The sequence below is a fragment of the Enterobacter sp. RHBSTW-00975 genome (genome assembly GCF_013615235.1).
Lineage (GTDB): Bacteria > Pseudomonadota > Gammaproteobacteria > Enterobacterales > Enterobacteriaceae > Enterobacter > Enterobacter ludwigii.
Genome location: NZ_CP055883.1, coordinates 3,165,412 through 3,187,600, shown reverse-complemented (window position 1 = coordinate 3,187,600; position 22,189 = coordinate 3,165,412). Strand labels below are relative to the sequence as shown.

At 54.7% G+C, this 22,189-nt stretch carries 19 protein-coding genes; 7 read left to right on the top strand and 12 right to left on the bottom strand.

Annotation, left to right across the window (positions count from 1 at the left end; all coding sequences use genetic code 11):
* Positions 1-96: 96 nt before the first annotated feature.
* Complete coding sequence (locus HV340_RS15310) at positions 97-1,857, bottom strand: DEAD/DEAH box helicase (protein ID WP_020883178.1); 1,761 nt, start codon at positions 1,855-1,857, stop codon at positions 97-99.
* Between the two features lie 151 nt (positions 1,858-2,008).
* On the opposite strand from HV340_RS15310, the gene rsuA reads away from it, so the two are divergent.
* The 3 genes from rsuA to HV340_RS15295 all read left to right on the top strand — a co-directional run bounded on the left by rsuA (position 2,009) and on the right by HV340_RS15295 (position 4,553).
* Positions 2,009-2,716, top strand: coding sequence for a 16S rRNA pseudouridine(516) synthase RsuA (rsuA, locus tag HV340_RS15305; protein WP_014170938.1), 708 nt, complete (start codon positions 2,009-2,011; stop codon positions 2,714-2,716).
* 15 nt (positions 2,717-2,731) lie between these two features.
* A complete protein-coding gene (locus tag HV340_RS15300) occupies positions 2,732-3,928 on the top strand; it encodes a Bcr/CflA family multidrug efflux MFS transporter (protein WP_014170937.1) in 1,197 nt (398 codons plus the stop codon).
* A gap of 280 nt (positions 3,929-4,208) precedes the next feature.
* Positions 4,209-4,553, top strand: a complete 345-nt coding sequence (locus HV340_RS15295; protein WP_014170936.1) for a YejG family protein — start codon at positions 4,209-4,211, stop codon at positions 4,551-4,553.
* A gap of 3 nt (positions 4,554-4,556) precedes the next feature.
* Here HV340_RS15295 and yejF read toward each other — a convergent pair whose 3' ends face one another.
* The 9 genes from yejF to HV340_RS15250 form a co-directional block, all read right to left on the bottom strand.
* On the bottom strand, positions 4,557-6,146 hold the full coding sequence (gene yejF, locus HV340_RS15290; RefSeq protein ID WP_063924738.1) for a microcin C ABC transporter ATP-binding protein YejF: 1,590 nt from the start codon (positions 6,144-6,146) through the stop codon (positions 4,557-4,559).
* Position 6,147: 1 nt separating this feature from the next.
* A complete protein-coding gene (locus tag HV340_RS15285) occupies positions 6,148-7,173 on the bottom strand; it encodes an ABC transporter permease (RefSeq protein WP_014170934.1) in 1,026 nt (341 codons plus the stop codon).
* Positions 7,173-8,267 carry a microcin C ABC transporter permease YejB gene (locus HV340_RS15280; protein ID WP_059306574.1) on the bottom strand — a complete coding sequence of 365 codons (1,095 nt, stop codon included), beginning with the start codon at positions 8,265-8,267 and terminating at the stop codon, positions 7,173-7,175. The genes HV340_RS15285 and HV340_RS15280 overlap by 1 nt, the downstream gene beginning before the upstream one ends.
* Before the next feature lie 9 nt (positions 8,268-8,276).
* Positions 8,277-10,082, bottom strand: coding sequence for an extracellular solute-binding protein (locus tag HV340_RS15275; RefSeq protein WP_047955885.1), 1,806 nt, complete (start codon positions 10,080-10,082; stop codon positions 8,277-8,279).
* Between the two features lie 77 nt (positions 10,083-10,159).
* Entirely contained in the window at positions 10,160-11,701 is a 1,542-nt protein-coding gene (locus HV340_RS15270; protein ID WP_020883182.1) for a cyclic di-GMP phosphodiesterase, read from the bottom strand.
* Between the two features lie 127 nt (positions 11,702-11,828).
* The gene (gene mepS / locus HV340_RS15265; protein WP_014170930.1) at positions 11,829-12,398 is read right to left on the bottom strand and encodes a bifunctional murein DD-endopeptidase/murein LD-carboxypeptidase; all 570 of its coding nucleotides are present in this window, start codon (positions 12,396-12,398) and stop codon (positions 11,829-11,831) included.
* A 416-nt stretch (positions 12,399-12,814) separates the two neighbouring features.
* Entirely contained in the window at positions 12,815-13,528 is a 714-nt protein-coding gene (locus tag HV340_RS15260; RefSeq protein ID WP_025203633.1) for a phosphatase PAP2 family protein, read from the bottom strand.
* Between the two features lie 33 nt (positions 13,529-13,561).
* The gene (locus HV340_RS15255) at positions 13,562-14,548 is read right to left on the bottom strand and encodes a GTP-binding protein (protein ID WP_014170928.1); all 987 of its coding nucleotides are present in this window, start codon (positions 14,546-14,548) and stop codon (positions 13,562-13,564) included.
* A 123-nt stretch (positions 14,549-14,671) separates the two neighbouring features.
* Positions 14,672-16,138, bottom strand: a complete 1,467-nt coding sequence (locus tag HV340_RS15250; protein WP_032680586.1) for a mannitol dehydrogenase family protein — start codon at positions 16,136-16,138, stop codon at positions 14,672-14,674.
* A 204-nt stretch (positions 16,139-16,342) separates the two neighbouring features.
* Here HV340_RS15250 and uxuA point away from each other — a divergent pair, with 204 nt between their 5' ends.
* Positions 16,343-17,533, top strand: a complete 1,191-nt coding sequence (uxuA, locus tag HV340_RS15245) for a mannonate dehydratase (RefSeq protein WP_063924740.1) — start codon at positions 16,343-16,345, stop codon at positions 17,531-17,533.
* A 43-nt stretch (positions 17,534-17,576) separates the two neighbouring features.
* Here the strand turns inward: uxuA and yeiP are convergent, their stop codons facing one another.
* Positions 17,577-18,149 carry an elongation factor P-like protein YeiP gene (gene yeiP / locus HV340_RS15240; RefSeq protein WP_008500940.1) on the bottom strand — a complete coding sequence of 191 codons (573 nt, stop codon included), beginning with the start codon at positions 18,147-18,149 and terminating at the stop codon, positions 17,577-17,579.
* Positions 18,150-18,313: 164 nt separating this feature from the next.
* On the opposite strand from yeiP, the gene HV340_RS15235 reads away from it, so the two are divergent.
* Complete coding sequence (locus tag HV340_RS15235) at positions 18,314-18,568, top strand: YkgJ family cysteine cluster protein (protein WP_025203636.1); 255 nt, start codon at positions 18,314-18,316, stop codon at positions 18,566-18,568.
* On the opposite strand, the gene setB is transcribed toward HV340_RS15235, so the two are convergent.
* Positions 18,565-19,746 (bottom strand): sugar efflux transporter SetB, encoded by a 1,182-nt coding sequence (setB, locus tag HV340_RS15230; protein WP_014170922.1) that lies wholly within the window; start codon positions 19,744-19,746, stop codon positions 18,565-18,567. The two genes, HV340_RS15235 and setB, sit on opposite strands and share 4 nt — an antisense overlap.
* A gap of 360 nt (positions 19,747-20,106) precedes the next feature.
* On the opposite strand from setB, the gene fruB reads away from it, so the two are divergent.
* Together fruB and fruK are read left to right on the top strand one after the other, a co-directional pair.
* Positions 20,107-21,237 carry a fused PTS fructose transporter subunit IIA/HPr protein gene (fruB, locus tag HV340_RS15225; RefSeq protein WP_014170920.1) on the top strand — a complete coding sequence of 377 codons (1,131 nt, stop codon included), beginning with the start codon at positions 20,107-20,109 and terminating at the stop codon, positions 21,235-21,237.
* Positions 21,237-22,175 carry a 1-phosphofructokinase gene (fruK, locus tag HV340_RS15220; RefSeq protein ID WP_014170919.1) on the top strand — a complete coding sequence of 313 codons (939 nt, stop codon included), beginning with the start codon at positions 21,237-21,239 and terminating at the stop codon, positions 22,173-22,175. Before fruB ends, fruK begins: the two co-directional genes overlap by 1 nt.
* Positions 22,176-22,189: the final 14 nt, after the last annotated feature.

Sequence of the window (22,189 nt, the reverse complement as noted above, 5' to 3'; positions counted from 1 at the left end):
ACAGGCGACCCAGCAGCAGGTGAGTGTTCTGCTTCACGGATATGAAGCGGGCGGCATTTTATACTCAAATGCCCTTCACATCAATGAAAAGTCCCCTTAACCGCGCAATTCGTTGGCGCGACGAAAACGGCCTTCGTAATCAAACACCTTTTCCCGAACCTGCCAGAACTGTCCTTTCATACGAGCCACAACAAAATCCGGGTGGCGCAGTAACACCTGCTGGCGCACGATATCGGCCACGGTAATCCAGCGCAGCGGTACACCGGGCGTACGGGTGTGCGGGCGAATAAAGAGTTGTTCGAAGGCCATACGCTGGGCAGGCGTATGTACCCTGAAGCGCTCGCTGACGTCTGCGCCGTCTTCATCGTAATAGGTGATTTTCAGCCACTCGCCTTTGTCATCCGCGCCGGGTTGCAGTGCCATACCGGAACAGCGCAGCACCAGCGCATCTTTTAACTTCAGCGCTGCTTTTAGCATGTCATCAGGATCGACCAGAACCGTATCGCATTCGCGACAGCGACGGGCGGCAATATCGTTTTCCGCATTGCACTGCGGGCAGTTTTTAAAGCGGAAACGGAAATCGCACTGTTCGCGATGTCCTTCGTCATCTTCAAACCAGCCCTGACAGCGGCGGCCAAAATGTTCAATCAGCGTGCCGTCTGCGGTGGTTTTACCCCAGAAGGTGTTGGCAAAACCACAGGCAGGGCAAAAGACCTGAACGGGGACGTTGTCGCTTTTGCCTTTTGGCGTGCCGACTTCCGGAGAGTAGAGATCGTGCGGGTTTCCGGCGTAATCCAGAATAAGACAGTCGGTTTTCCCGGGCGCCAGGCGCAGGCCGCGCCCCACAATCTGCTGATAAAGACTGACCGATTCGGTCGGACGTAAAATGGCAATCAGATCGACATGCGGGGCATCAAACCCGGTGGTTAACACCGACACGTTCACCAGATAGCGGAATTGTTGCGCTTTGAAGGCGTCGATCAGGCGGTCGCGCTCCGGCCCGGGCGTCTCGCCGGTGATTAAGGCCGCGTCCTCGGCGGGCAGCAGCCCGGTAATTTCTCGCGCATGCTCCACGGTGGCGGCAAAGATCATGACCCCTTTGCGCGTCGCGGCGAACTCTTCTATCTGGCTAATGATATGCGGGGTAATGCGCTTTTGCTTTTTCAGCTCCTGGTTCAACTCCGCTTCGCTGAATAACCCGTTGCTCTGCGCCTGTAACCGGCTGAAATCGTACTGCACCACCGGCATGTCCAGCCGCTCGGGCGGCGTCAGGTAGCCATGCTTGATCATGTAGCGCAAAGGAAGTTCATAGATACAGTCGCTGAACAGCGCTTTCTCATCGCCGCGCACCATACCGTGGTAATGGTAGCGATAGATCCAGCCTTTACCCAGGCGAAACGGGGTCGCCGTCAGGCCAAGCAGGCGAAGGTGCGGGTTCACCTCTTTCAGGTGAGTGAGGATTTGCTGATACTGGCTGTCGTCGTCATCGCTGATGCGGTGACACTCGTCGACAATCAGCAGCGAAAATTCACTGCGAAACAGATCAAGGTTGCGGGCCACCGACTGTACGCTGCCAAAGACCACTTTGCCGTGGCTCTCTTTACGCTTTAGCCCGGCAGCGAAAATGTCAGCTTCCAGCCCGAGCGCGCAATACTTGGCATGGTTTTGCGCCACCAGCTCTTTGACGTGGGCCAGCACCAGCACGCGTCCGCGTGCCAGACGCGCCAGTTCGGCGATCACCAGGCTTTTGCCAGCACCGGTGGGAAGCACAATGGCCGCCGGTGCCTGGTGTTTACGAAACCAGGCGAGAGTGGCGTCAACGGCTTCCTGCTGATAAGGACGAAGTGTAAAAGTCATGGGGTCTCGGTTTAGTTATTTCGCATATAGTATGCCACGAAACTTTTTCCCTTGAGTGGCGCAACCAGACCATTATACTGAGCCATTCCAGACTGCTTCTTTTTCGGACCTGTTGTCCGACTTCCAGCACCATTAAGGCTAAAAAGATTTCATGCGACTTGATAAGTTTATCGCTCAGCAACTCGGCGTAAGCCGCGCTATTGCCGGGCGTGAAATTCGCGCCAGCCGCGTTACCGTGGATGGCGACATTGTGAAAGACACTGCGTTCAAACTCCAGCCTGACCATCAGGTTGAATATGACGGCAACCCGCTGACCCAACAGCACGGGCCGCGCTATTTCATGCTCAATAAGCCGGAAGGCTATGTCTGTTCCACGGACGATCCGGATCATCCAACGGTGCTTTATTTCCTCGACGAACCGGTCGCGCACAAGCTGCATGCCGCTGGCCGTCTCGATATCGACACCACCGGGCTGGTGCTGATGACCGACGACGGGCAGTGGTCACACCGTATCACGTCTCCGCGCCATCACTGTGAGAAGACGTATCGGGTGACGCTGGAGTCTCCGGTCGCGGATGACACGGCAGAACAATTTGCCAACGGCGTTCAGTTGCATAATGAAAAAGATCTGACCCGGCCTGCCGTGCTTGAAGTAATCGCGCCTACCGAGGTTCGTCTGACCATCAGTGAAGGGCGCTACCATCAGGTGAAGCGTATGTTTGCCGCGGTGGGTAACCACGTTGTCGGTCTGCATCGTGAACGTATTGGCGCAATTGAACTCGATCCTGAGCTGGCGCCCGGCGAATATCGCCCGTTAACGGAAGAAGAGATCGCCAGCGTTGGTCTGCCTTCGCATTAATTTCAGGAGAACTCTGTGACCACCAGGCCACACTCGTCGTTCAAAATCGTCTTCATTCTTGGCCTGCTGGCCATGCTGATGCCGCTGTCTATTGATATGTATCTGCCTGCGCTGCCGGTTATTTCCGCGCAGTTTGGCGTACCGGCAGGCAGCGCGCAGATGACGCTCAGCACCTATATTCTCGGTTTTGCCCTCGGTCAGCTGTTTTATGGCCCGATGGCGGACAGCTTTGGCCGCAAGCCCGTTATCCTTGGCGGGACCCTGATTTTTGCAGGGGCGGCGGTGGCCTGTGCGCAGGCGCAAACCATCGATCAACTGATTGTCATGCGCTTTTTCCACGGTCTGGCGGCGGCAGCGGCAAGTGTGGTAATCAATGCCCTGATGCGCGATATCTACCCGAAAGAAGAGTTCTCCCGGATGATGTCGTTCGTGATGCTGGTGACGACGATTGCACCGCTGGTGGCCCCTATGGCCGGTGGTGCGGTACTGGTATGGTTCAGCTGGCATGTGATTTTCTGGATCCTGGCGCTTGCCGCGCTGCTGGCCTCGGCAATGATCTTCTTCTTTATTGATGAAACGCTACCCGCGGAGCGCCGACAGAAGTTCCACATCCGAACCACAATGGGGAATTTCGCCTCACTGTTTCGCCATAAGCGCGTGCTGAGCTATATGCTGGCGAGCGGTTTCAGCTTCGCCGGGATGTTCTCATTCCTGAGTGCCGGGCCGTTTGTCTATATCGAACTGAACCATGTTTCTCCGCAGCACTTCGGTTATTACTTTGCGCTCAACATCGTCTTCCTGTTCATTATGACCATCATTAACAGCCGCTTTGTCCGCCGAGTCGGGGCGTTGAACATGTTCCGCGCCGGGCTTTGGATCCAGTTTGTGATGGCTATCTGGCTGGTGCTGAGTGCTTTTACAGGCGTGGGCTTCTGGGCGCTGGTGGTGGGGGTTGCGGCCTTCGTCGGCTGCGTGTCGATGGTTTCCTCCAATGCGATGGCGGTGATCCTCGACGAATTCCCGCATATGGCAGGCACCGCCTCGTCGCTGGCCGGAACATTCCGCTTTGGCATCGGCGCCATCGTCGGGGCGTTACTGTCGATGGCCACGTTTAATACGGCCTGGCCGATGCTGTGGGCGATGGCGTTTTGCGCAACCAGCTCCATTCTTTTCTATCTCTACGCCAGTCGGCCGCGAAAGGTGGCCAGCTAACGCGCAAATAAGGCCCAGTCAGGGCCTTTTTTGTTGACACACATCAACCAAAGCTGCGTTCGTTTACCCTGTGTTTGTTTCTTTTATGTAAAATCTATTTGTGTAAAAAGTCACATCATTGTATTTAAAAAGGTTGAGTTAGATCGCAGAAACGGGTACATATAGCGCCGACGCGAGCCTGAACACCTATAAAAAAGCGCCGAATAGTGCAGGCTGGCGATGATGTGTTACTATAAATGTAAATAAATTGTGAAGTAAATTTTGCTTCCGGGGAACGAACGTGAATACATTACAACTCTCCATAGTCCATCGCTTGCCCCAGAGCTATCGCTGGTCGGCGGGTTTTGCAGGTTCGAAAGTTGAACCGATTCCGCAAAGCGTCGCGGGTTGCGAGAATTGTCTGGTTGCACTTAAGTTGCTGAGCCCGAGCGACGAAAATGCATGGCGAGTCATGGAGCGTCTCAGCGAGGCCCTGACGGATATTGAAGTGGACAGCTCCGTACTGGAGTGTGAAGGTGAACCCTGCCTGTTCGTGAAAAGCCAGGATGAATTTGCCGCGACCTGCCGTCTGAAAAACTTTGGTGTTGCTATCGCTGAGCCTTTCTCGGGCCAGTATCCTTTCTGAGCGCTAGTCTGCGGACAACAGCTGGCGCGTGTAGCTCTGCGTTGGCGCAGCAAATACGCGCTGGCACTCTCCCTGCTCGACCACTTCTCCCTGTCGCAACACAATCACCTGATGGCATAACGCCCGCACAACCTGTAAATCATGGCTGATAAAGATATAGGCCAGCCTGTGCTTTTCCTGCAATCCTTTCAGTAATGCCAGGATCTGAGCCTGAACGGTTCTGTCCAGCGACGACGTCGGTTCATCCAGAATGATCAGCTCCGGTTTGAGGATCAGCGCGCGGGCAATGGCGATACGCTGGCGCTGACCGCCGGAAAATTCAGCCGGGTAGCGGTGCCGGGTATCCGGATCTAAGCCAACTTCTTCCATAACGCGTATCACTTCTTCTTCCCGCTGCCGGACGGTCAATGCCGGCTGATGAACGCGCAGACCCTCTTCGACAATCTGTAATACGTTCAGGCGTGGGTTAAGCGAGGAGTTTGGATCCTGAAACACAACCTGCATGCGGGGACGAACGGGCAACATCTGGCGACGGTTCCAGTTGTGCAGCGGCATACCGTCAAAGAGGATCTCACCCTGCGAGGCGATTAAGCGCAGCAGTGCCAGGCCGGTGGTGCTTTTTCCCGAACCGGACTCGCCCACCAGCCCCAGCGATTCGCCCGGACGCAGGGAAAAATGGATATTTTTCAATACCGGATTCTGGTCGACGATGCGCCGCAGAATCCCTTTGCGAACAGGAAACGACACGCCCAGCCCCTCAACGCGCAGCAACGGCGCGCTGTCGGCCGGCAGGGGAACCGGGTCACCCGTGGGCTCGCTATCAAGCAGACGCTGCGTATAGGGGTGCTGAGGCGCTTTCAGCAGGGTGGCTGCGGTGTTCTGCTCGACGCAGCGTCCGTTTTGCATCACGGCGACGCTGTCGGCGAGCTTTCTCACAATGCTGAGGTTATGGGTGATAAACAGCAGGCTCATGTTCAGTTCGTCACGCAGCTCCCGCAGCAGCCGCAGAATTTGCGCCTGCACCGTCACGTCCAGCGCGGTGGTGGGCTCATCGGCAATCAACAGTTCGGGTCGCGTGAGCAGGGCCATCGCAATCATCACCCGCTGACGTTCGCCGCCGGAAAGCTGATGGGGAAAATCGTTCAGCCGTTTTGCGGCATTGCGAATGCCGGTTCGTTCAAGACAATCCAGAATCTCCCCCCGCGCCGCCTCTTTGCGCATGCCCCGGTGCAGGGACAGCACTTCATAGAGCTGTTTTTCCAGCGTGTGCAGCGGGTTAAGGGAGACCATCGGCTCCTGGAAAATCATGGCAATGTTATTGCCGCGAATTCCGCGCAGGGTTTTTTCATCGGCATGCAGCAGCGAGCGACCGTGAAACAGAATGTCGCCTTGCGGATAGCTGACGGGCGGAGACGGAAGCAGGCGCAGGATCGACAGTGCCGATACGCTCTTGCCAGAGCCTGACTCGCCTACCAGCGCCAGCGTTTCGCCGCGCTGGATCTGCAGCGACAACTCCGTGACCACGGTACGCGCCTCACCCTGTTTTGAAAAGGCAATCGACAGGTTATCAATACTGAGAAGGGGCTGCGTCATCTTATACCGCCTTGTTGGGATCAAAAGCATCGCGCACGGCTTCGCCAATAAAAATCAGCAGTGAAAGCAGCACGGCCACGGCAAGAAAGGCGGTGATGCCTAACCACGGTGCCTGCAGGTTGTTCTTGCCCTGCAGCAGTAGCTCGCCGAGCGACGGGGAACCGAGAGGGAGCCCGAAGCCAAGGAAATCAAGCGAGGTGAGGGTAGTGATGGAACTGCACAGAATAAACGGCAGGAAAGTGAGGGTCGCTACCACGGCGTTAGGAAGCATATGGCGGAAAATGATCCCGCGGTCGCTCACCCCCAGCACCTGGGCAGCGCGAATGTAATCGTAATTACGGGTGCGCAGAAATTCCGCCCGCACCACGCCTACCAGCGCCATCCAGCCGAAGATGACGGTAATGCCTAACAGCCACCAGAAGTTTGGCTGTACCACGCTTGAAAGCAGAATGATCAGAAACAGCGTCGGCATGCCTGACCAGACCTCAATAAAACGTTGACCCCACAGGTCGATTTTCCCGCCGTAGTAGCCCTGAACGGCACCTGCTACCACGCCCATCACGCTGGAAAAGACGGTCAGCATCAGCCCAAAGAGGATCGAGATCCGCGTGCCGTAGAGGATGCGTGCCAGCACATCGCCACCGTTGGCATCCGTTCCCAGCCAGTTTTGCGCGGAAGGCGGGGAAGGGAAGGGGGTGGTGGTCGCAAAGTTAATGCTGTTTGCGCCAAAACGCACCGGCGCCCAGAGTGCCCAGCCGTGCTGTTCAATTTGCTGGCGAAGCCACGGATCCTGATATTCAGCGGGCGTCGCAAACGGGCCACCAAAATCGCTTTCGCTGTATTGGGTGAGAACGGGCACATACCAGCGGTCGTTAAAGTGCACCAGCAGCGGTTTATCGTTGGCAATCAGTTCCGAACACATGCTTAAGACAAACAGGACGGCAAAGATCCACAGCGACCAGTAGCCGCGGCGGTTGTGGCGAAAACGGGCCCATCGGGCCTGGTTGACGGGGCTTAAACGCGGCATCAGCGGCCCTCAAAATCAATTCGGGGATCAACCAGCGTATAGCTGATATCGCTGATGATATTCAGCAGCAGGCCAATCAGGGTGAAGATATAAAGTGTGCCAAACATGACTGGATAATCGCGCGACACGGTGGCTTCATATCCCAGCAAGCCCAGTCCGTTGAGGGAGAACATCACCTCTATCAGCAGCGAGCCGGTAAAAAACATACTGATGAACGTGGCAGGAAATCCGGCAATCACCAGCAGCATGGCGTTGCGAAAGACATGTTTCCACATGATCTGCTTTTCGCCGACGCCCTTCGCACGGGCAGTCACAACGTACTGTTTACGGATTTCATCGAGAAAAGCGTTTTTGGTCAGCATGGTCAGGGCCGCAAAGCCGCCAATGACGGTCGCAAGCACCGGCAGCGTGATGTGCCAGAAATAATCGGTGATCTTCTTGTACCAGGGCAGGGTGCTGAAATCCGCTGACACCAGCCCCCGCAGCGGAAAGATATCGAAATAGCTGCCACCGGCAAAAAAGACAATCAACAGAACGGCAAACAGAAACGCCGGAATGGCATAGCCGATGATGATAAACGTGCTGCTCCAGACATCGAAGCGGCTGCCGTTGTGAACCGCTTTACGGATCCCCAGGGGAATAGAGACGAGATAAATAATCAACGTTCCCCACAGCCCCAGGGTAATCGACACCGGCAGACTTTGCTTAATCAATGTTAAAACCGACGCGCTGCGAAACAGGCTGTCGCCAAAATCAAAGCGGAGGTAGTTCCAGAGCATGTTGAAATACCGCTCGTGAAGCGGTTTGTCGAAGCCATAACGATGGGTGATCTCGGCGATGACTTCCGGATCCAGGCCACGTCTGCCGCGATAATGGCTTTCACTGATATTTCCCAGGCCGGTGCGGGCATGGCTCGCGCCCATTCCTTCGCCACCGCCGCCAGGCATGCCGCCGCTGTTGCCAAATTCAATGGCTGCAATAGCCTGGTCGACCGGGCCGCCGGGCGCGATTTGCACAATAAAAAAGTTAATCGTGATGATTGCCCAGAGGGTCGGGATAATCAGCAGGAGACGGCGGATCAGATACGCACCCATGATGATTCCTTATCGCCGCTCAGCGGGAAGTCTGGCGGCTTTGTTAACGTCATACCACCAGGTGTCGAAGCCCAGTGAATAGACAGGGCGTACGGCAGGCTCGGAGAACTTGTCCCAGCGCGCAAGCCGGTCTTCGCCCATATACCACATTGGCAGCATGTAGTAATTCCAGGTTAAGACCCTGTCGAGGGCGCGTCCCAGCGGCAGGAGTTTTTCTTTATCACCCTGCGCCGCCACAATTTTCGCAATCAAGGCATCAATCGCCGGGCTTTTCACCCCCGGCGCATTGTAGGAGGAGTCGATATAGCTGGATGCCCAGGAGATTTGCAGATCTGAGCTGGGCCACGGCTGCGCGGGCCACAGGGTTTGCATCATGTCGTAATCACGGCTGCGTTTGCGGTTGGTGAGCTGCGCGTTGTCGACCTGGCGAATGTTCATGGTAATCCCCAGCCGTTCAAGATTGTGCTTAAACGGCAGCACCCACTGATCGTTGCTTCCGGACGCAAGCAGCAGCTCAAAGCTTAACGGTTTGCCCGTTCTGGAATCGACGCGTTTTTGATTCTTCAGTGGCCAGCCTGCGTCATCCAGCAGTTTACTGGCTTTAAGCAGGTTGTCGCGATCGTAGCCGTCACCCTTTGACGCCGGAGGCTGAAATACCGTCGTGAACACCTCCGGTGGCAGTTCTGCTTTCAGCGGTGCCAGCAGGACAAGTTCGTCCGCTTTTGGGTAATCGCGTGCGGCATATTCAGTGTTCTGGAAATAGCTATTTGCCCGGCTGTAAGCGCCGTAAAATAGCGCTTTGTTCATCCATTCAAAATCAAAGGCCAGGGTAATGGCTTCCCGCACCCGGCGGTCAGTAAATACCGGACGCTGGATATTAAACGCCAGCCAGCGCGTATCCTGAGCGGACGCGTTTTTATGCTCGTCTTTAACGATATACCCGTTAGCGAAGTTTTTGCCGATATACCGTGTCGCCCAGTTTTTAGCGCTGCTCTCCACGCGCATATCGAACGCACCGGCTTTGAATGCTTCAAATGCCACGTTATCGTCAAGGTAGTAATCGTAGCGAAGGGTATCGAAATTCCAGCGGCCCCGGTTTACCGGCAGGTTTGCCGCCCAGTAGTCTTTGACCCGGGAATAGACAACATACTGCCCCATGCGCCAGTCGGTGATGCGGTAAGGGCCACCCGCCAGCGGGGGCGTGGAGAGCGGGTCGCTAAGTTTGTGATCTTTCCAGAACGATTCAGGCATCACGGGCAGGGAGAACAGGCTGAGCATGTTCTCTTTATTCGGCTCACTCAGCTCAATACGCACCGTGAGCGGGGCAATGGCTTTGACCGTCACGCCTTTGTAGACAATGCGGAACTGGGGAACGCCCTCAGTCATAAATTTGTGAAATGTGAAGGCAATGTCGCTGGCTTTGACCGGCGTCCCATCGTGAAAACGCGCCCGTGGGTTAATCGAAATTTCCGCCCACGCAAAGTTATCCCCGTAACGCACGTTGTCGGCAATCAGCGGGTAGTAACTGCCGGGTTCATCATCAGACGTAACAAACAGCGTATCGTAGAGCGATTCTGTTCGCGCTGCCGCCACGCCGCGCAGGGCGAAACGGTTGAAGTTGTCGAACGTCCCCGTGGCGGAGAGGGTCACGTTTCCGCCTTTTGGCGCGGCAGGATTGACGTAATCAAAGTGCGTAAAATTGACCGCGTACTTTGGCTCACCAATCACGGAGAACGCGATGTTCTCTTTGATGGTTTGCGCCTGGCTGGACAGGCTCGTTAATGCCAACAGCAGCAACATAAAGCGCATAAGCATCTCGCGGCGGCTCCCTTTCGACTAACCGGCTCAGTTAAGCTGAATAATAAGTGACGTCACGGGCAATGTGAAATCATTCAACGTTCAGGCTGCCATTGGCGGAACTGCTCCAGCGGCATTGGGCGGCTAATCCAGTAACCCTGAAGGAAAACAACGCCATGTTCGCGCAGCCAGGCTGCCTGCTCCGGCGTTTCCACCCCTTCGGCGACGGTCGACATATTCAGTCGCCTTGCCAGGGTGAGTACGGCATCAAGCACCGGGGAGGTCACGGTTTCCGTCCCAATCGCGTTGACAAAACCCCGGTCAATTTTGATGTAATCCATGGTGAAACGCTCAAGGTAAATCAGCGCACTGTGGCCGGTACCAAAATCATCAATCGCAATTTCAAAGCCTTCATTGTGCAGCCATTCGAAAAGATTGTTGGCTTCCCGATGGTTAACCATGTCGCGCTCGGTGATTTCCAGCACGATCTGGAAATGATCCGGCGGCATTAAGTCCAGGAAAGTGCGCATATCCTCTTTGAAGCTTTCCGCATGCAGATGCCCCGGCGCAATGTTAATGCCCAGTTTTGCGCCCGGTGGCAGAAGGGTCTGTAATACCGGCGCGTCGCGGATGATGAGGTCAAAAAGATGCAGCGTCAGCGGCACAATCAGCTTCTGCGCTTCGGCGAAGTTGATAAAGGCATCAGGCGGAATTTCCCCCATCGTCGGGTGTTTCCAGCGCATCAGGACTTCGACACCACGCATTTGCAGCGTCTCGGCATCCACAACAGGTTGATACACCACATAGAACTGGCCGCGTTTAATGGCGCTCAGGATCTCTTTGCCTGGGTTAAGACGCGTGGTGAGGATGTAGAAATTAAGCGAGCCGGCCGCGATCCCGCAGACCAGTCCAAAGAACACCGCGAACAGGATTTCATCGCTCGTCCACTCTTCGGCGTACAGTTTGATCGTCAGCGGAACCTCTTTTAGGGTCGCGGTACGCGCCGGCGTTTCATGTAAATCCTGTGCCTTCACCAGTGTGGCGGACCTTGTCGACAACGCATTGTCGCCAATGATGATGGCAATGCCCGCGAACTCGTTCTGGCGTGCGGTGTAAAGCATGTACGGAGTCAGGTTGATGTTTACCGAAGTAAACACGCCGCCGTCCTTAACCAGCGGATTTCGATACCAGATGGCAATCGCGGGTCTGTGCGGCATCATTGGTGTACCCGGCAGTAACGCCATATCAATCTGTTTATCGATGTGCAGCTCGGGTATCAGTTCTTCCATCGGGACGTTCATCGGACCGGTGGCTGAAGAGCAGTACGCCAGTTTATCCCTGACCAGCAAAAAGGCGCGCACGTTAAGGCTAAACGCCGCGCGAGAGGTCAGCTCAGCGTTGACGTCGTGGCAACTGTTCAGCGTGAGCGGCTGAAGGAGATCGATAGAGCTTTTTAACTCATCGAAGTAGCTTTCCATGTAGATGCTCACGTCGTCAATCAGGGTGTCGAATCTGACTTCCCGCTTGTGGTAGCTCCAGAAAAATTGCAATGAACCCAGGAGCAGGGCTGTGATCAGGCCGGTGATAAGGCTGAGGAAAAGTATCTTGCGATTACTGGAGAAGTAGCGGGTGAACATAGACGTCGTGGTTCCTGGATTGCCGCTGAATGTATTCAGTGTAACGGGCAAAAAAAAACACCGCCGAAGCAGTGCTTTTTTTTATCATATCGCCGGCCAAGGGATAACCAACGATACAATGATTATTTTAACTGCGGGTCAGTACGCGGCGCGCTTCGTTATAGCGCTTCTTCCAGTAAGGTTCGTTCATGCTGGAAATGGTCACACCGCTGCTGGTGGAGGCATGTACAAACTGGTCATTGCCAATGTAGATGCCAACATGTCGACCTGTCGAACCCGCACGGAACAGGACTAAATCCCCGGTGCGCAGTTTAGTGCGTGAAATCGACTTGCCCATCTCCTGCTGTTCGTAAGTTGAACGCGGAAGATCTAACCCAAACTGCTCACGGAAAGTACGCTGTACGAAACCGGAACAATCAATGCCTTTTTTGGTGCTGCCGCCAAGACGATAACGCACGCCTTTCCAGTCAGCATACTGGTCCATAATACGGGACTTCACGTCCAGATTACGTACCATATTTTCAAATTCATCCTGAGAGGCTTGCAGTGACGAGGAATCTTCCATTCCCACAACACGCGTCTCAGGATGCATATTCTTTGCGGTGTTCGATGTACTACATGCAGATAACAGTACCGCCACTGCTATCGCCGGGATCCCCCGTAAGATATATCTCAAAATCGGTTGAGATTTGACCATTTTGTTTATTATCCCTTGAAGTCCTTAACGACAAATATCGTTATAAAAAATGCCAAACGTGACGAGACTAATTATCTGTTCACAATGAGACAATTCTTTCTGATCACATTTGTGGCGTAGCGCACAAATTTATTCACCAGCGAAATAATTATCTCTATGGGGCAAAACGAGTTCGAGATTAACCGATTGCCTGGGGTATTGCGAGCAAAAAAAGCCTTTTTTTTATAAGAAATTGTGATACAGAAAGTAAAAATTGATAATTGTTCAAAAAACGCACGATAAAGGTTAAAAACCGTGCAACACATTCATTTTTATCACGAATATTGTGACGAAATGATGACGGGAGGGGGCGGAAGGAGAGAAAAATACATCAAGGATCAAAACGATCCCTGATGCATAGTGTTAATTAAGGTTAATTATTGGTTTCTGATTTGTTGCGTTTTGCCGGGGAGGTAGCGATCGAACACGGCTATTATCTTGTCGCTCAGCGGTGTCATCAGACACCACGGCAGCGCAACCAGCACAGAAGAGAGCGAACCGACAGCAATATCAGTAAACCAGTGAGCGCCAATCATTACCCGTGGGAAGGCAAAAACCACAAAAATAATCAGGGCTATCGCAAAGGCTTTTCGGCCGAAGTAGCGGAGCATCACGCCGGAAAAAATAAGCAGCATCATTCCGTGATCGCCCGGGAAACTGGCCTTCGACGCATCTTTCGTTGGAATATGCAGCAGCTCGCTGACGCGATAAATATCGGGGAAGAAGAGCGTTGGGCTGGAACGCTTAACCGGAATAATGGCCGTTGCCAGCTGGTTAATTACCACCGCAAGCAGCAACATCATCAAACCAATAATCAGAATACGGCGGCGTCCTGTTTTGTCCTCTTTCAGCCAGAAAGAGAGCATCAGGCCGCCCATCGCCAGCAGCGAGCAGCCGTCAAAGGCACGGTTATTCGTGATAGCAACCAGCCACAGGAAGGCTTCGCTCTTCACCAGTTCCTGGTTGAAGAAGTGAAAAATGGCAGAATCCAGCGGAAACCAGACACCATGATTCGCCGGGATATACCAGGAGAAAAAGAGCGCCAGACCGGCGACATTAAGCAGTAATATCAGGGGAAGTCGAGTCGTCATAACATTCAGCATAGAGTGAAATCTGGGGCAACGTTAGCCGCCCAAACTTAAACGAAGCTTCAACAGGCTGGACTGCAGGGCATTCCAGTCGGCATTAACCGCACTAATTAACTCTATTCGGCTATCAGGTGGCGCCACATTTTGCGTTTCGATAAAGAAATCTTCGCCCTGACGGTTGATCCGCACCAGCCCGTCCGGGGTGCGCATGATCCCTTTAACACGATCGACCGGAGCCAGTCTGGCCCATTCGAGTATGCCGATGGTGTCGAATACGGTATCCGCATCGAAAATCCATCCGCAGGCCTGATAGCCCTGGCCGCTGTTAAGGTTACGACGCCAGCGCTGGTGTTCCGGCAGACTCAGGGCAGCCAGACCCTGTTTTTGCGGATGGCTGTGGGCATGTTCCGCGCTTGCCGGGAGCGCCGCCAGGTTCAGGCGAGGCAGGTCAAGCAGGGCGTTATCAATTTTCCCCTGGGTGGTCTGCACCCGCTGACGGTTGCCACCAAAATGCTGCCACCATGTCTCCAGCGCGGACTGGCTTTCCGCCGTTGCGCGATCCTCTTTATTGGCGACGATAATATCTGCCGAGGCGAGCTGGTCGCGAAAGTTCTCGTTGGTCACGGCTTTTTCATCCAGCAGCTGACGGGGGTCCAGCAGGCACAGCGTGGCACGCAGATCGATCCACGGCTCGTAGACCGGCGCGGTCAGTAAATCGAGAATTTGCTTCGGATGACCCAGCCCGGTCGGTTCAATCAGCAGACGGTCTGGTTTGCCCTGACGCAGCAGCGTATTCAGCCCGACCTGCATCGGCAGACCATTTACGCAGCACATGCAGCCACCGGGGATCTCTTTGATCATCGCGCCGCTGTCTGCCAGTAATGCGCCATCAATACCCACTTCGCCAAATTCATTGACCAGTACGGCCCATTTTTCTGCCGGATCCTTATTGGCCAGCAGGTGGAGAATTGAAGTGGTTTTACCGCTGCCGAGAAAACCGGTAATGAGGTTGGTTTTGGTCACGTGCGCTCCAGTCGATAATTGTGATGCTATAACAATTATCCATCATCCTGGCGAAAAACGGGCGCAATGAGAAGGGGGAGGGCGAACGGAGGCAATCGCCGTTCGCCTTAAGCGCAATAATCGCTAAATATTTAACGTTTCGATAACAGCCTGACGCGCGCCATGGCGGGCGATGCGCTGATAGGCCTGGCTGATGGCCTCCACGAATAGGCTATTTTGTGCGAGATCGTGACCAAAGATTTCACTCAGCCCCAGCAAGGCGTTGACGCGCTCAGCGTCGCTGCTGGCTACAACAAGGGTGCGGATTTTATCGCTCAGCGGATCGCGCACATCAATCGCGTCGCCACGCTCGTCGGTACCGCTGACGTAGCGGATCCAGCCTGCAACGCCCAGGGCCAGCAGCGACCACGCGGTTTTACGTTCAAGATGGATGCGGATCCCATCCAGCATGCGTTGCGGCAATTTCTGGCTTCCGTCCATCGCAATTTGCCAGGTCCGGTGCTGCAGTGCCGGATTGGCAAAGCGTTCAAGCAGGCTGTCGGCATAAGCCGTGAGGTCGACATCCTTAATACGCAGCGTAGGAGCCTGCTCATTCAGCATTAACCGACGTGCGGCTTCGCGAAACGCGGTGTCTTCCATACATTCGTTAATGTGCGCATACCCGGCGAGGTAGCCCAGATACGCGAGGAAAGAGTGGCTGCCGTTGAGCATGCGCAATTTCATCTGTTCCCACGGCAGCACGTCCTGCACCATTTGTACGCCAGCCACTTCCCATGCCGGGCGTCCGGCAACAAAGTTATCTTCCACTACCCACTGAATAAACGGTTCGCAGCTGATAGCACAAGGATCTTCTACTCCAAGCTCCTGCGTGATTTCTGCCAGCGACGCCTCGGTCGCGGCGGGGACAATTCGATCGACCATGGTCCCCGGAAAGCTCACATGTGAATCAATCCACTCTGCCAGCGCCGGGTCGCGTTTCTGGGCCATCCCCAGTACCGCGTTTTTCACCACATGGCCGTTATCAGGGATGTTGTCGCAGGAGAGGACGGTAAAAGCGGACAAACCGCGTTCACGGCGGCGGTGGAGCGCCTCGACCAGGATCCCGGGCGCGGAGTGCGGTTCAGACGGGTTCTCCAGATCGTGAACGATCCGGGAGTTGTGCAAATCCAGATTACCGGTGGCGGGGTCGATGCAATAACCTTTCTCTGTGATGGTGAGCGACACAATGGCGACCTGAGGTTCACAAAATTTCTCAATGATGGCAGGCAGAGAATCCAGTTTTGCGTTCAGACATTCATGGACGGCACCGACGATAATCGGCTGGTTTCCCTCCGCCCCTTTTTCCAGCACGGTGAAGAGATGATCCTGTGCGCGCAACTGGCTCATCAGCACGTCGCCGCTGAAGAGGCTAATCTCACAAATACCCCAGTCGCCGCCTTTCTCATTCAGCACCCGGTTTGTTAACAAGGCCTGATGCGCGCGGTGAAATGCGCCGAAGCCAAAATGGACGATGCGAGAGCGTAACTGCTTACGATCGTAGCGAGGGAGCTGGACATGGGCAGGAAGCGAGGTGGAGGCAATTGTCTTCATGAAATACACACCTGATTAACCATTAATTAACAACGCCAGTGTAAAGTTATATGACAGCAAATAAAATTGGTGAGCCGTAAATATCCCCGAAGTGTGAGTTTGATCAATCAATGTGTGGCGGTGTGTTGACCCTTTACGGCAAACATGTATGGTAGTCGTCATCGTAGTCATCCATATTGGTATAACAACTTTAGAGGTGAGGCAATGGAACAGACCTGGCGTTGGTACGGGCCGAACGATCCGGTTTCTCTTGATGATGTGCGTCAGGCTGGCGCAACGGGTGTCGTGACGGCGCTGCATCACATTCCTAATGGTCAGGTATGGCCGATTGAAGAAATCAAAAAGCGTCAGGCGCTGCTGGCGGAAAAAGGCCTGACCTGGTCTGTGGTGGAAAGCATCCCGGTTCACGAAGATATCAAAACCCATTCAGGTGATTATCAGACCTGGATTGCCAACTACCAGCAGAGCATTCGTCACCTGGCGGCCTGCGGTATTGATACTGTTTGCTATAACTTCATGCCCATTCTTGACTGGACGCGCACCGATCTTGAGTACACGTTGCCGGACGGCTCAAAAGCGCTGCGTTTCGATCAGATTGCCTTTGCCGCATTTGAGCTGCACATCCTGAAACGTCCTGGTGCAGAAGCCGATTACACGGCTGAAGAGCAGCAGCAGGCGCTCGCGTGGTTTAACGCAGCCAGTGACGGCGAGATTGAAAAGCTGACCCGCAATATTATTGCTGGCCTGCCGGGCGCTGAAGAGGGCTATACGCTGGATCAGTTCCGCGCGCGTCTGGCGGAATACGGGAATATCGATAAAAACCAGCTGCGTGAAAACATGGCGTTTTTCCTGCGCGCTATCGTACCGGTAGCGGAAGAAGCGGGCATACGCCTGGCTGTGCACCCGGACGATCCTCCGCGTCCTATTCTCGGTTTACCGCGTATCGTGTCCACGATTGAAGATATGCAGTGGCTGAAAGAGACCGTGGACAGTATCTATAACGGATTCACCATGTGTACCGGCTCTTACGGCGTGCGTGCGGATAACGATCTGGTGCAGATGATTGAAACCTTCGGCGATCGTATTCACTTCACGCATCTGCGTGCGACCTGTCGTGAGGATAATCCAAAAACCTTCCATGAAGCAGCGCACCTGGGCGGCGATGTGAATATGGTCGCGGTAGTGGATGCGATTCTGGCGGAAGAGGTACGTCGTAAGCACGCGGGTGACGTTCGTCCTATCCCGTTCCGTCCCGATCATGGTCACCAGATGCTGGACGATCTGCGTAAGAAAACGAACCCAGGTTATTCGGCGATTGGTCGTCTGAAAGGCATGGCGGAAGTGCGGGGCGTTGAGCTGGCGCTGAAGATGACGAAATACCCGGAACTGCTGTAACGTCTGTTGCCCGGTGGCGTTGTGCCACCGGGCGAATAGCGCATTAGTCTGCGCGACCCATATAGCGTTTTTCTTCGATATGGATGCGGATTTTCTCGCCCGCGGAGAGGTATTCTGGCACCTGCACCACCAGACCGGTCGTCAGGGTTGCTGGTTTGTTGCGGGCACTTGCGGATGCACCTTTGATGCCCGGAGCCGTTTCCACGATTTCCAGATCCACGGTCTGCGGCAACTCCAGCGCCAGCAGCACGCCATCCCAGGTCAGAACCTGCATGTCAGGCATCCCGCCTTCAGGAATAAAGAGGAGTTCTTCTTCAATCTGATCTTTGGTGAAGATATACGGGGTGTAATCTTCTTTATCCATGAACACGTATTCGTTGCCATCAATGTAGGAAAAATCAACATAGCGGCGGGTCAGGGTCACGGTATCAACGATATCGTCACCTTTAAAACGTTCTTCCACTTTCAGACCGGTACGCACATCGGCGAAACGCATTTTGTACAGCGTTGCTGCACCACGGGCGCTCGGGGCCTGAATATCGATATCTTTCACAATCAGCAGCTTGCCGTTGTAATTCAGTACCATACCTTTCTTAATTTCGTTCGCTCTTGGCATTGCAGTAATCCTGTTTACGGGTGGTAAAAAATATCGCGCCAAATTACTCGTGCTCGGCCTTTCAGGCAAGCGGAATTCGTGGCTTTTGCTATCAATACACAAAAGGTGTTACTGTGCGCGCAATGCCCGACTGCGCGGGCGTTCTTCAGCGAAAGAGAGCCTGTATGGATTGTCGTCCCGATTGTGGCGCGTGTTGTACCGCACCGTCCATTTCAAGCCCCATTCCTGGCATGCCGGACGGCAAACCTGCCAATACCCGCTGTGTGCAGCTTGCTGAAAATAACCTGTGCATGATCTTTGGTTCCCCGCTGCGCCCGAAAGTCTGTTCCGGCCTTCAGCCGTCCGCGGAGATGTGCGGCAGCACGCGCGCGCAGGCGATCACCTACCTTCTTGAGCTGGAAGCGCTCACCGCCCCTTAAACGTCCTTAATTCGCGCCAGACACCCTATCGTCAGCGTACACATCACCAGCGCAATCCAGAATACCGTGTGATAGCTCCAGATCTCGGCCACGATGCCGGCCATTGAGCCTGCAATAATCCAGCCCACGCGAGTGGTATTGGTATAAAGGGTGGTGGCGGAGCCTGCCTGGCCTGGCATCAGGTCCTGGAAGTAGAGCATGCCAATCCCGGCGAGTATGCCGATATAAATGGCGTTGAGAAGCTGCAATGCCAGCAAGAGTCCCGGCGTGTGCACCGTCAGCATACCGATATAGAAGAGCAGTCCTGCGACAGCCGCGATGCGCATTAAAAAACGCTTTCCGAAACGCTTCGCGTAATAGCCCGCGATCAGCATGGTCGGGATCTCAAGCCCGGCCGCGGTTCCCATCATTATGCCCGCCAGCTTCTCTGGCAGATGCAGCTCATCAATAATAAACAGCGGCATGTTGATAATATAAAGGCTGTTTGTTCCCCACATCAACGTACAGATAACAAACAGGAGCAGCGCATCACGACGGTTACGGCGCGGGGCTTCCAGTACGCCTGAAGCCACTTTGGGCTCTTTGCGCATCGACGGCAGGAAGAACCACACCATGGTGCCGCACACCACAAACGCGACAGCCGCACTCAGGTACATCACCGTAAAGCCAAACCCCATCGCCAGGGCATACGCCAGCGGCGGGCCAATGACCCATGCCAGCGACACCTGGGCACGCAGAATAGAGCTGAACATCACCGCTTCACGACCGGTATGGTCGGCGTGCTCGCGGGCGAGGGCGAACATCTGCGGGTTCGCCGTGGAACCGAAGCTGCTCAGGAACACCCCCACGAACAGCAGGATGAAATAGTTGCGGTTAAAAGCAAACAACACGCAGGCAAACACCCCGAGAAGGCAGCAAAAGACGATCAGACTTTTACGATCGCCTTTTCTGTCGGAACGCCCCGCCAGAAACTGACTCACCAGAATGCCGATGATGGCACTGCCGGTAAAAAAGAAGCCAACCATTGCCGGACGGGCGTGGACTTCATTGGTCAGAAACAGGCTCAGCGTGGGCGTCTGTAACGCCCCGGCAATGCCGGTAAGGAAGGCAACAATCAAAAACGCCGTGGACGTCAAATCAAAGGGTTTTGGCGAGGCGGCGGCAGGGGTGTTATGCATACTTTCAGTATCAGCAAGTCATAAAGAGACGCGGAGTGTACGACGCTTGTCAGAAAATAAACAGGTACTGCGGTCAATTTCGCCACGAAAAATCAAAATGCCATTTCAATTAACAGTCGCGGGCTGAACTTAGCTGAAACTGACTTGCTGAACGTCAGCAAGATTCAGCTGAGCGAAGAAGAAATGTGCTGTATCTCTAAATTCTTCATCGCCATTTGTAACTTTTCTTGCAAGGTTAAGCAGAAAGCGCAAGACTTTTTGAAACGTTTCAGCGCTATCTTGTTTTAACAAACGGAGCAGGCTAGCGCATTTTTTCTCATTTAAGCTGAAACGATTCAAGTTCAGCAGGAGAGGAGAACCATGTTCCAGTTATCTGTTCAGGATATCCACCCGGGCGCTCAGGCCGGGAACAAAGAAGAGGCCATTCGCCAGGTTGCCGCTGCCCTTGTGCAGGCGGGTAATGTCGCGGACGGCTACGTTAACGGCATGCTGGCGCGCGAGCAGCAGACCTCCACTTTCCTCGGCAATGGCATCGCCATTCCGCACGGTACAACGGACACCCGCGATCAGGTGCTGAAAACCGGCGTTCAGGTTTATCAGTTCCCTCAGGGTGTGGTGTGGGGCGACGGTCAGGTTGCTTACGTGGCAATCGGTATCGCTGCCAGCAGCGACGAGCACCTGGGCCTGCTGCGTCAGCTGACGCATGTGCTGAGCGATGATTCGGTGGCTGAACAGCTGAAGTCCGCGACGACTGCGGAAGAGCTGCGCGCGTTGCTGATGGGCGAAAAACAGAGTGAAGCGCTGAAACTGGATAATGAAACATTGACCCTGGATGTTGTGGCGAGCGATCTGGTCACGCTGCAGGCGCTGAACGCAGGCCGCCTGAAAGAAGCCGGTGCGGTAGACGCGTCCTTTATCACGCGCGTTATCAATGAGAAGCCGCTGAACCTGGGACAAGGTATCTGGCTGAACGACAGTGCTGAAGGCAACCTGCGCAGCGCTATCGCGGTGAGCCGCGCGGCCAACGCGTTTGACGTTGAGGGCGCGCACGCGGCGATGCTGGTCACCGTCGCGATGACCGATGAACAGCCGGTTTCCGCGCTAAAACGTCTTGGCGATCTGCTGCTGAATGACAAGGCTGAAAAACTGCTGAACGCTGACGCAAGCACGCTGCTGGCGCTGCTGACCAGCGATGATGTGCTGACTGATGACGTGCTGACCGCTGAGTTTGTAGTGCGTAACGAGCACGGCCTGCATGCCCGTCCTGGCACCATGCTGGTGAATACCATTAAACAATTCGAAAGTGAGATTACCGTGACTAACCTTGATGGCACGGGCAAACCGGCCAACGGCCGTAGCCTGATGAAAGTTGTCGCGCTGGGCGTGAAGAAAGGTCACCGTCTGCGCTTTACCGCACAGGGTGCTGATGCTGAACAGGCGCTGAAAGCGATTGGCGACGCCATCGCGGCAGGTCTGGGGGAGGGCGCATAATGAGCAGACGTGTTGCGACTATTACGCTGAACCCGGCATATGACCTGGTGGGGTTTTGCCCGGAGATTGAGCGCGGCGAAGTAAACCTCGTGCGTACCACTGGCCTGCATGCTGCAGGTAAAGGGATTAACGTCGCGAAAGTGCTCAAGGATCTCGGTATCGATGTCACCGTGGGCGGATTCCTCGGTAAAGATAACCAGGATGGTTTCCAGCAGCTGTTCAGCGAACTGGGGATTGCTAATCGTTTTCAGGTTGTTCAGGGCCGTACCCGTATCAACGTCAAGCTGACGGAGAAAGACGGCGAAGTGACCGATCTGAACTTCTCAGGCTTCGAGGTGACTCCGTCAGACTGGGAGCGCTTCGTGAACGACTCTCTGACCTGGCTTGGTCAGTTCGACATGGTCTGCGTCAGCGGCAGCCTGCCGTCCGGCGTGAGCCCGGAAGCGTTCACCGACTGGATGACGCGTCTGCGAAGCCAGTGCCCATGCATTATTTTTGACAGCAGCCGTGACGCGCTGGTCGCCGGCCTGAAAGCCTCGCCGTGGCTGGTGAAGCCGAATCGCCGCGAACTGGAGATCTGGGCTGGCCGTAAGCTGCCAGAATTAAAAGATGTGATTGACGCTGCCCATGCGCTGCGCGAGCAGGGTATCGCTCACGTGGTTATCTCTCTTGGTGCAGAAGGGGCGCTGTGGGTTAACGCTTCTGGCGAATGGATCGCCAAGCCGCCATCGGTTGACGTTGTCAGCACCGTTGGCGCAGGGGATTCAATGGTTGGCGGTCTGATTTATGGCCTGCTGATGCGTGAATCCAGTGAACATACTTTACGTCTTGCCACCGCCGTTGCTGCCCTGGCCGTTAGCCAGAGCAATGTCGGTATTACCGATCGTACCCAGTTAGCCGCGATGATGGCGCGCGTTGACTTAAAACCTTTTAACTAACAGCAGGAGAGGAA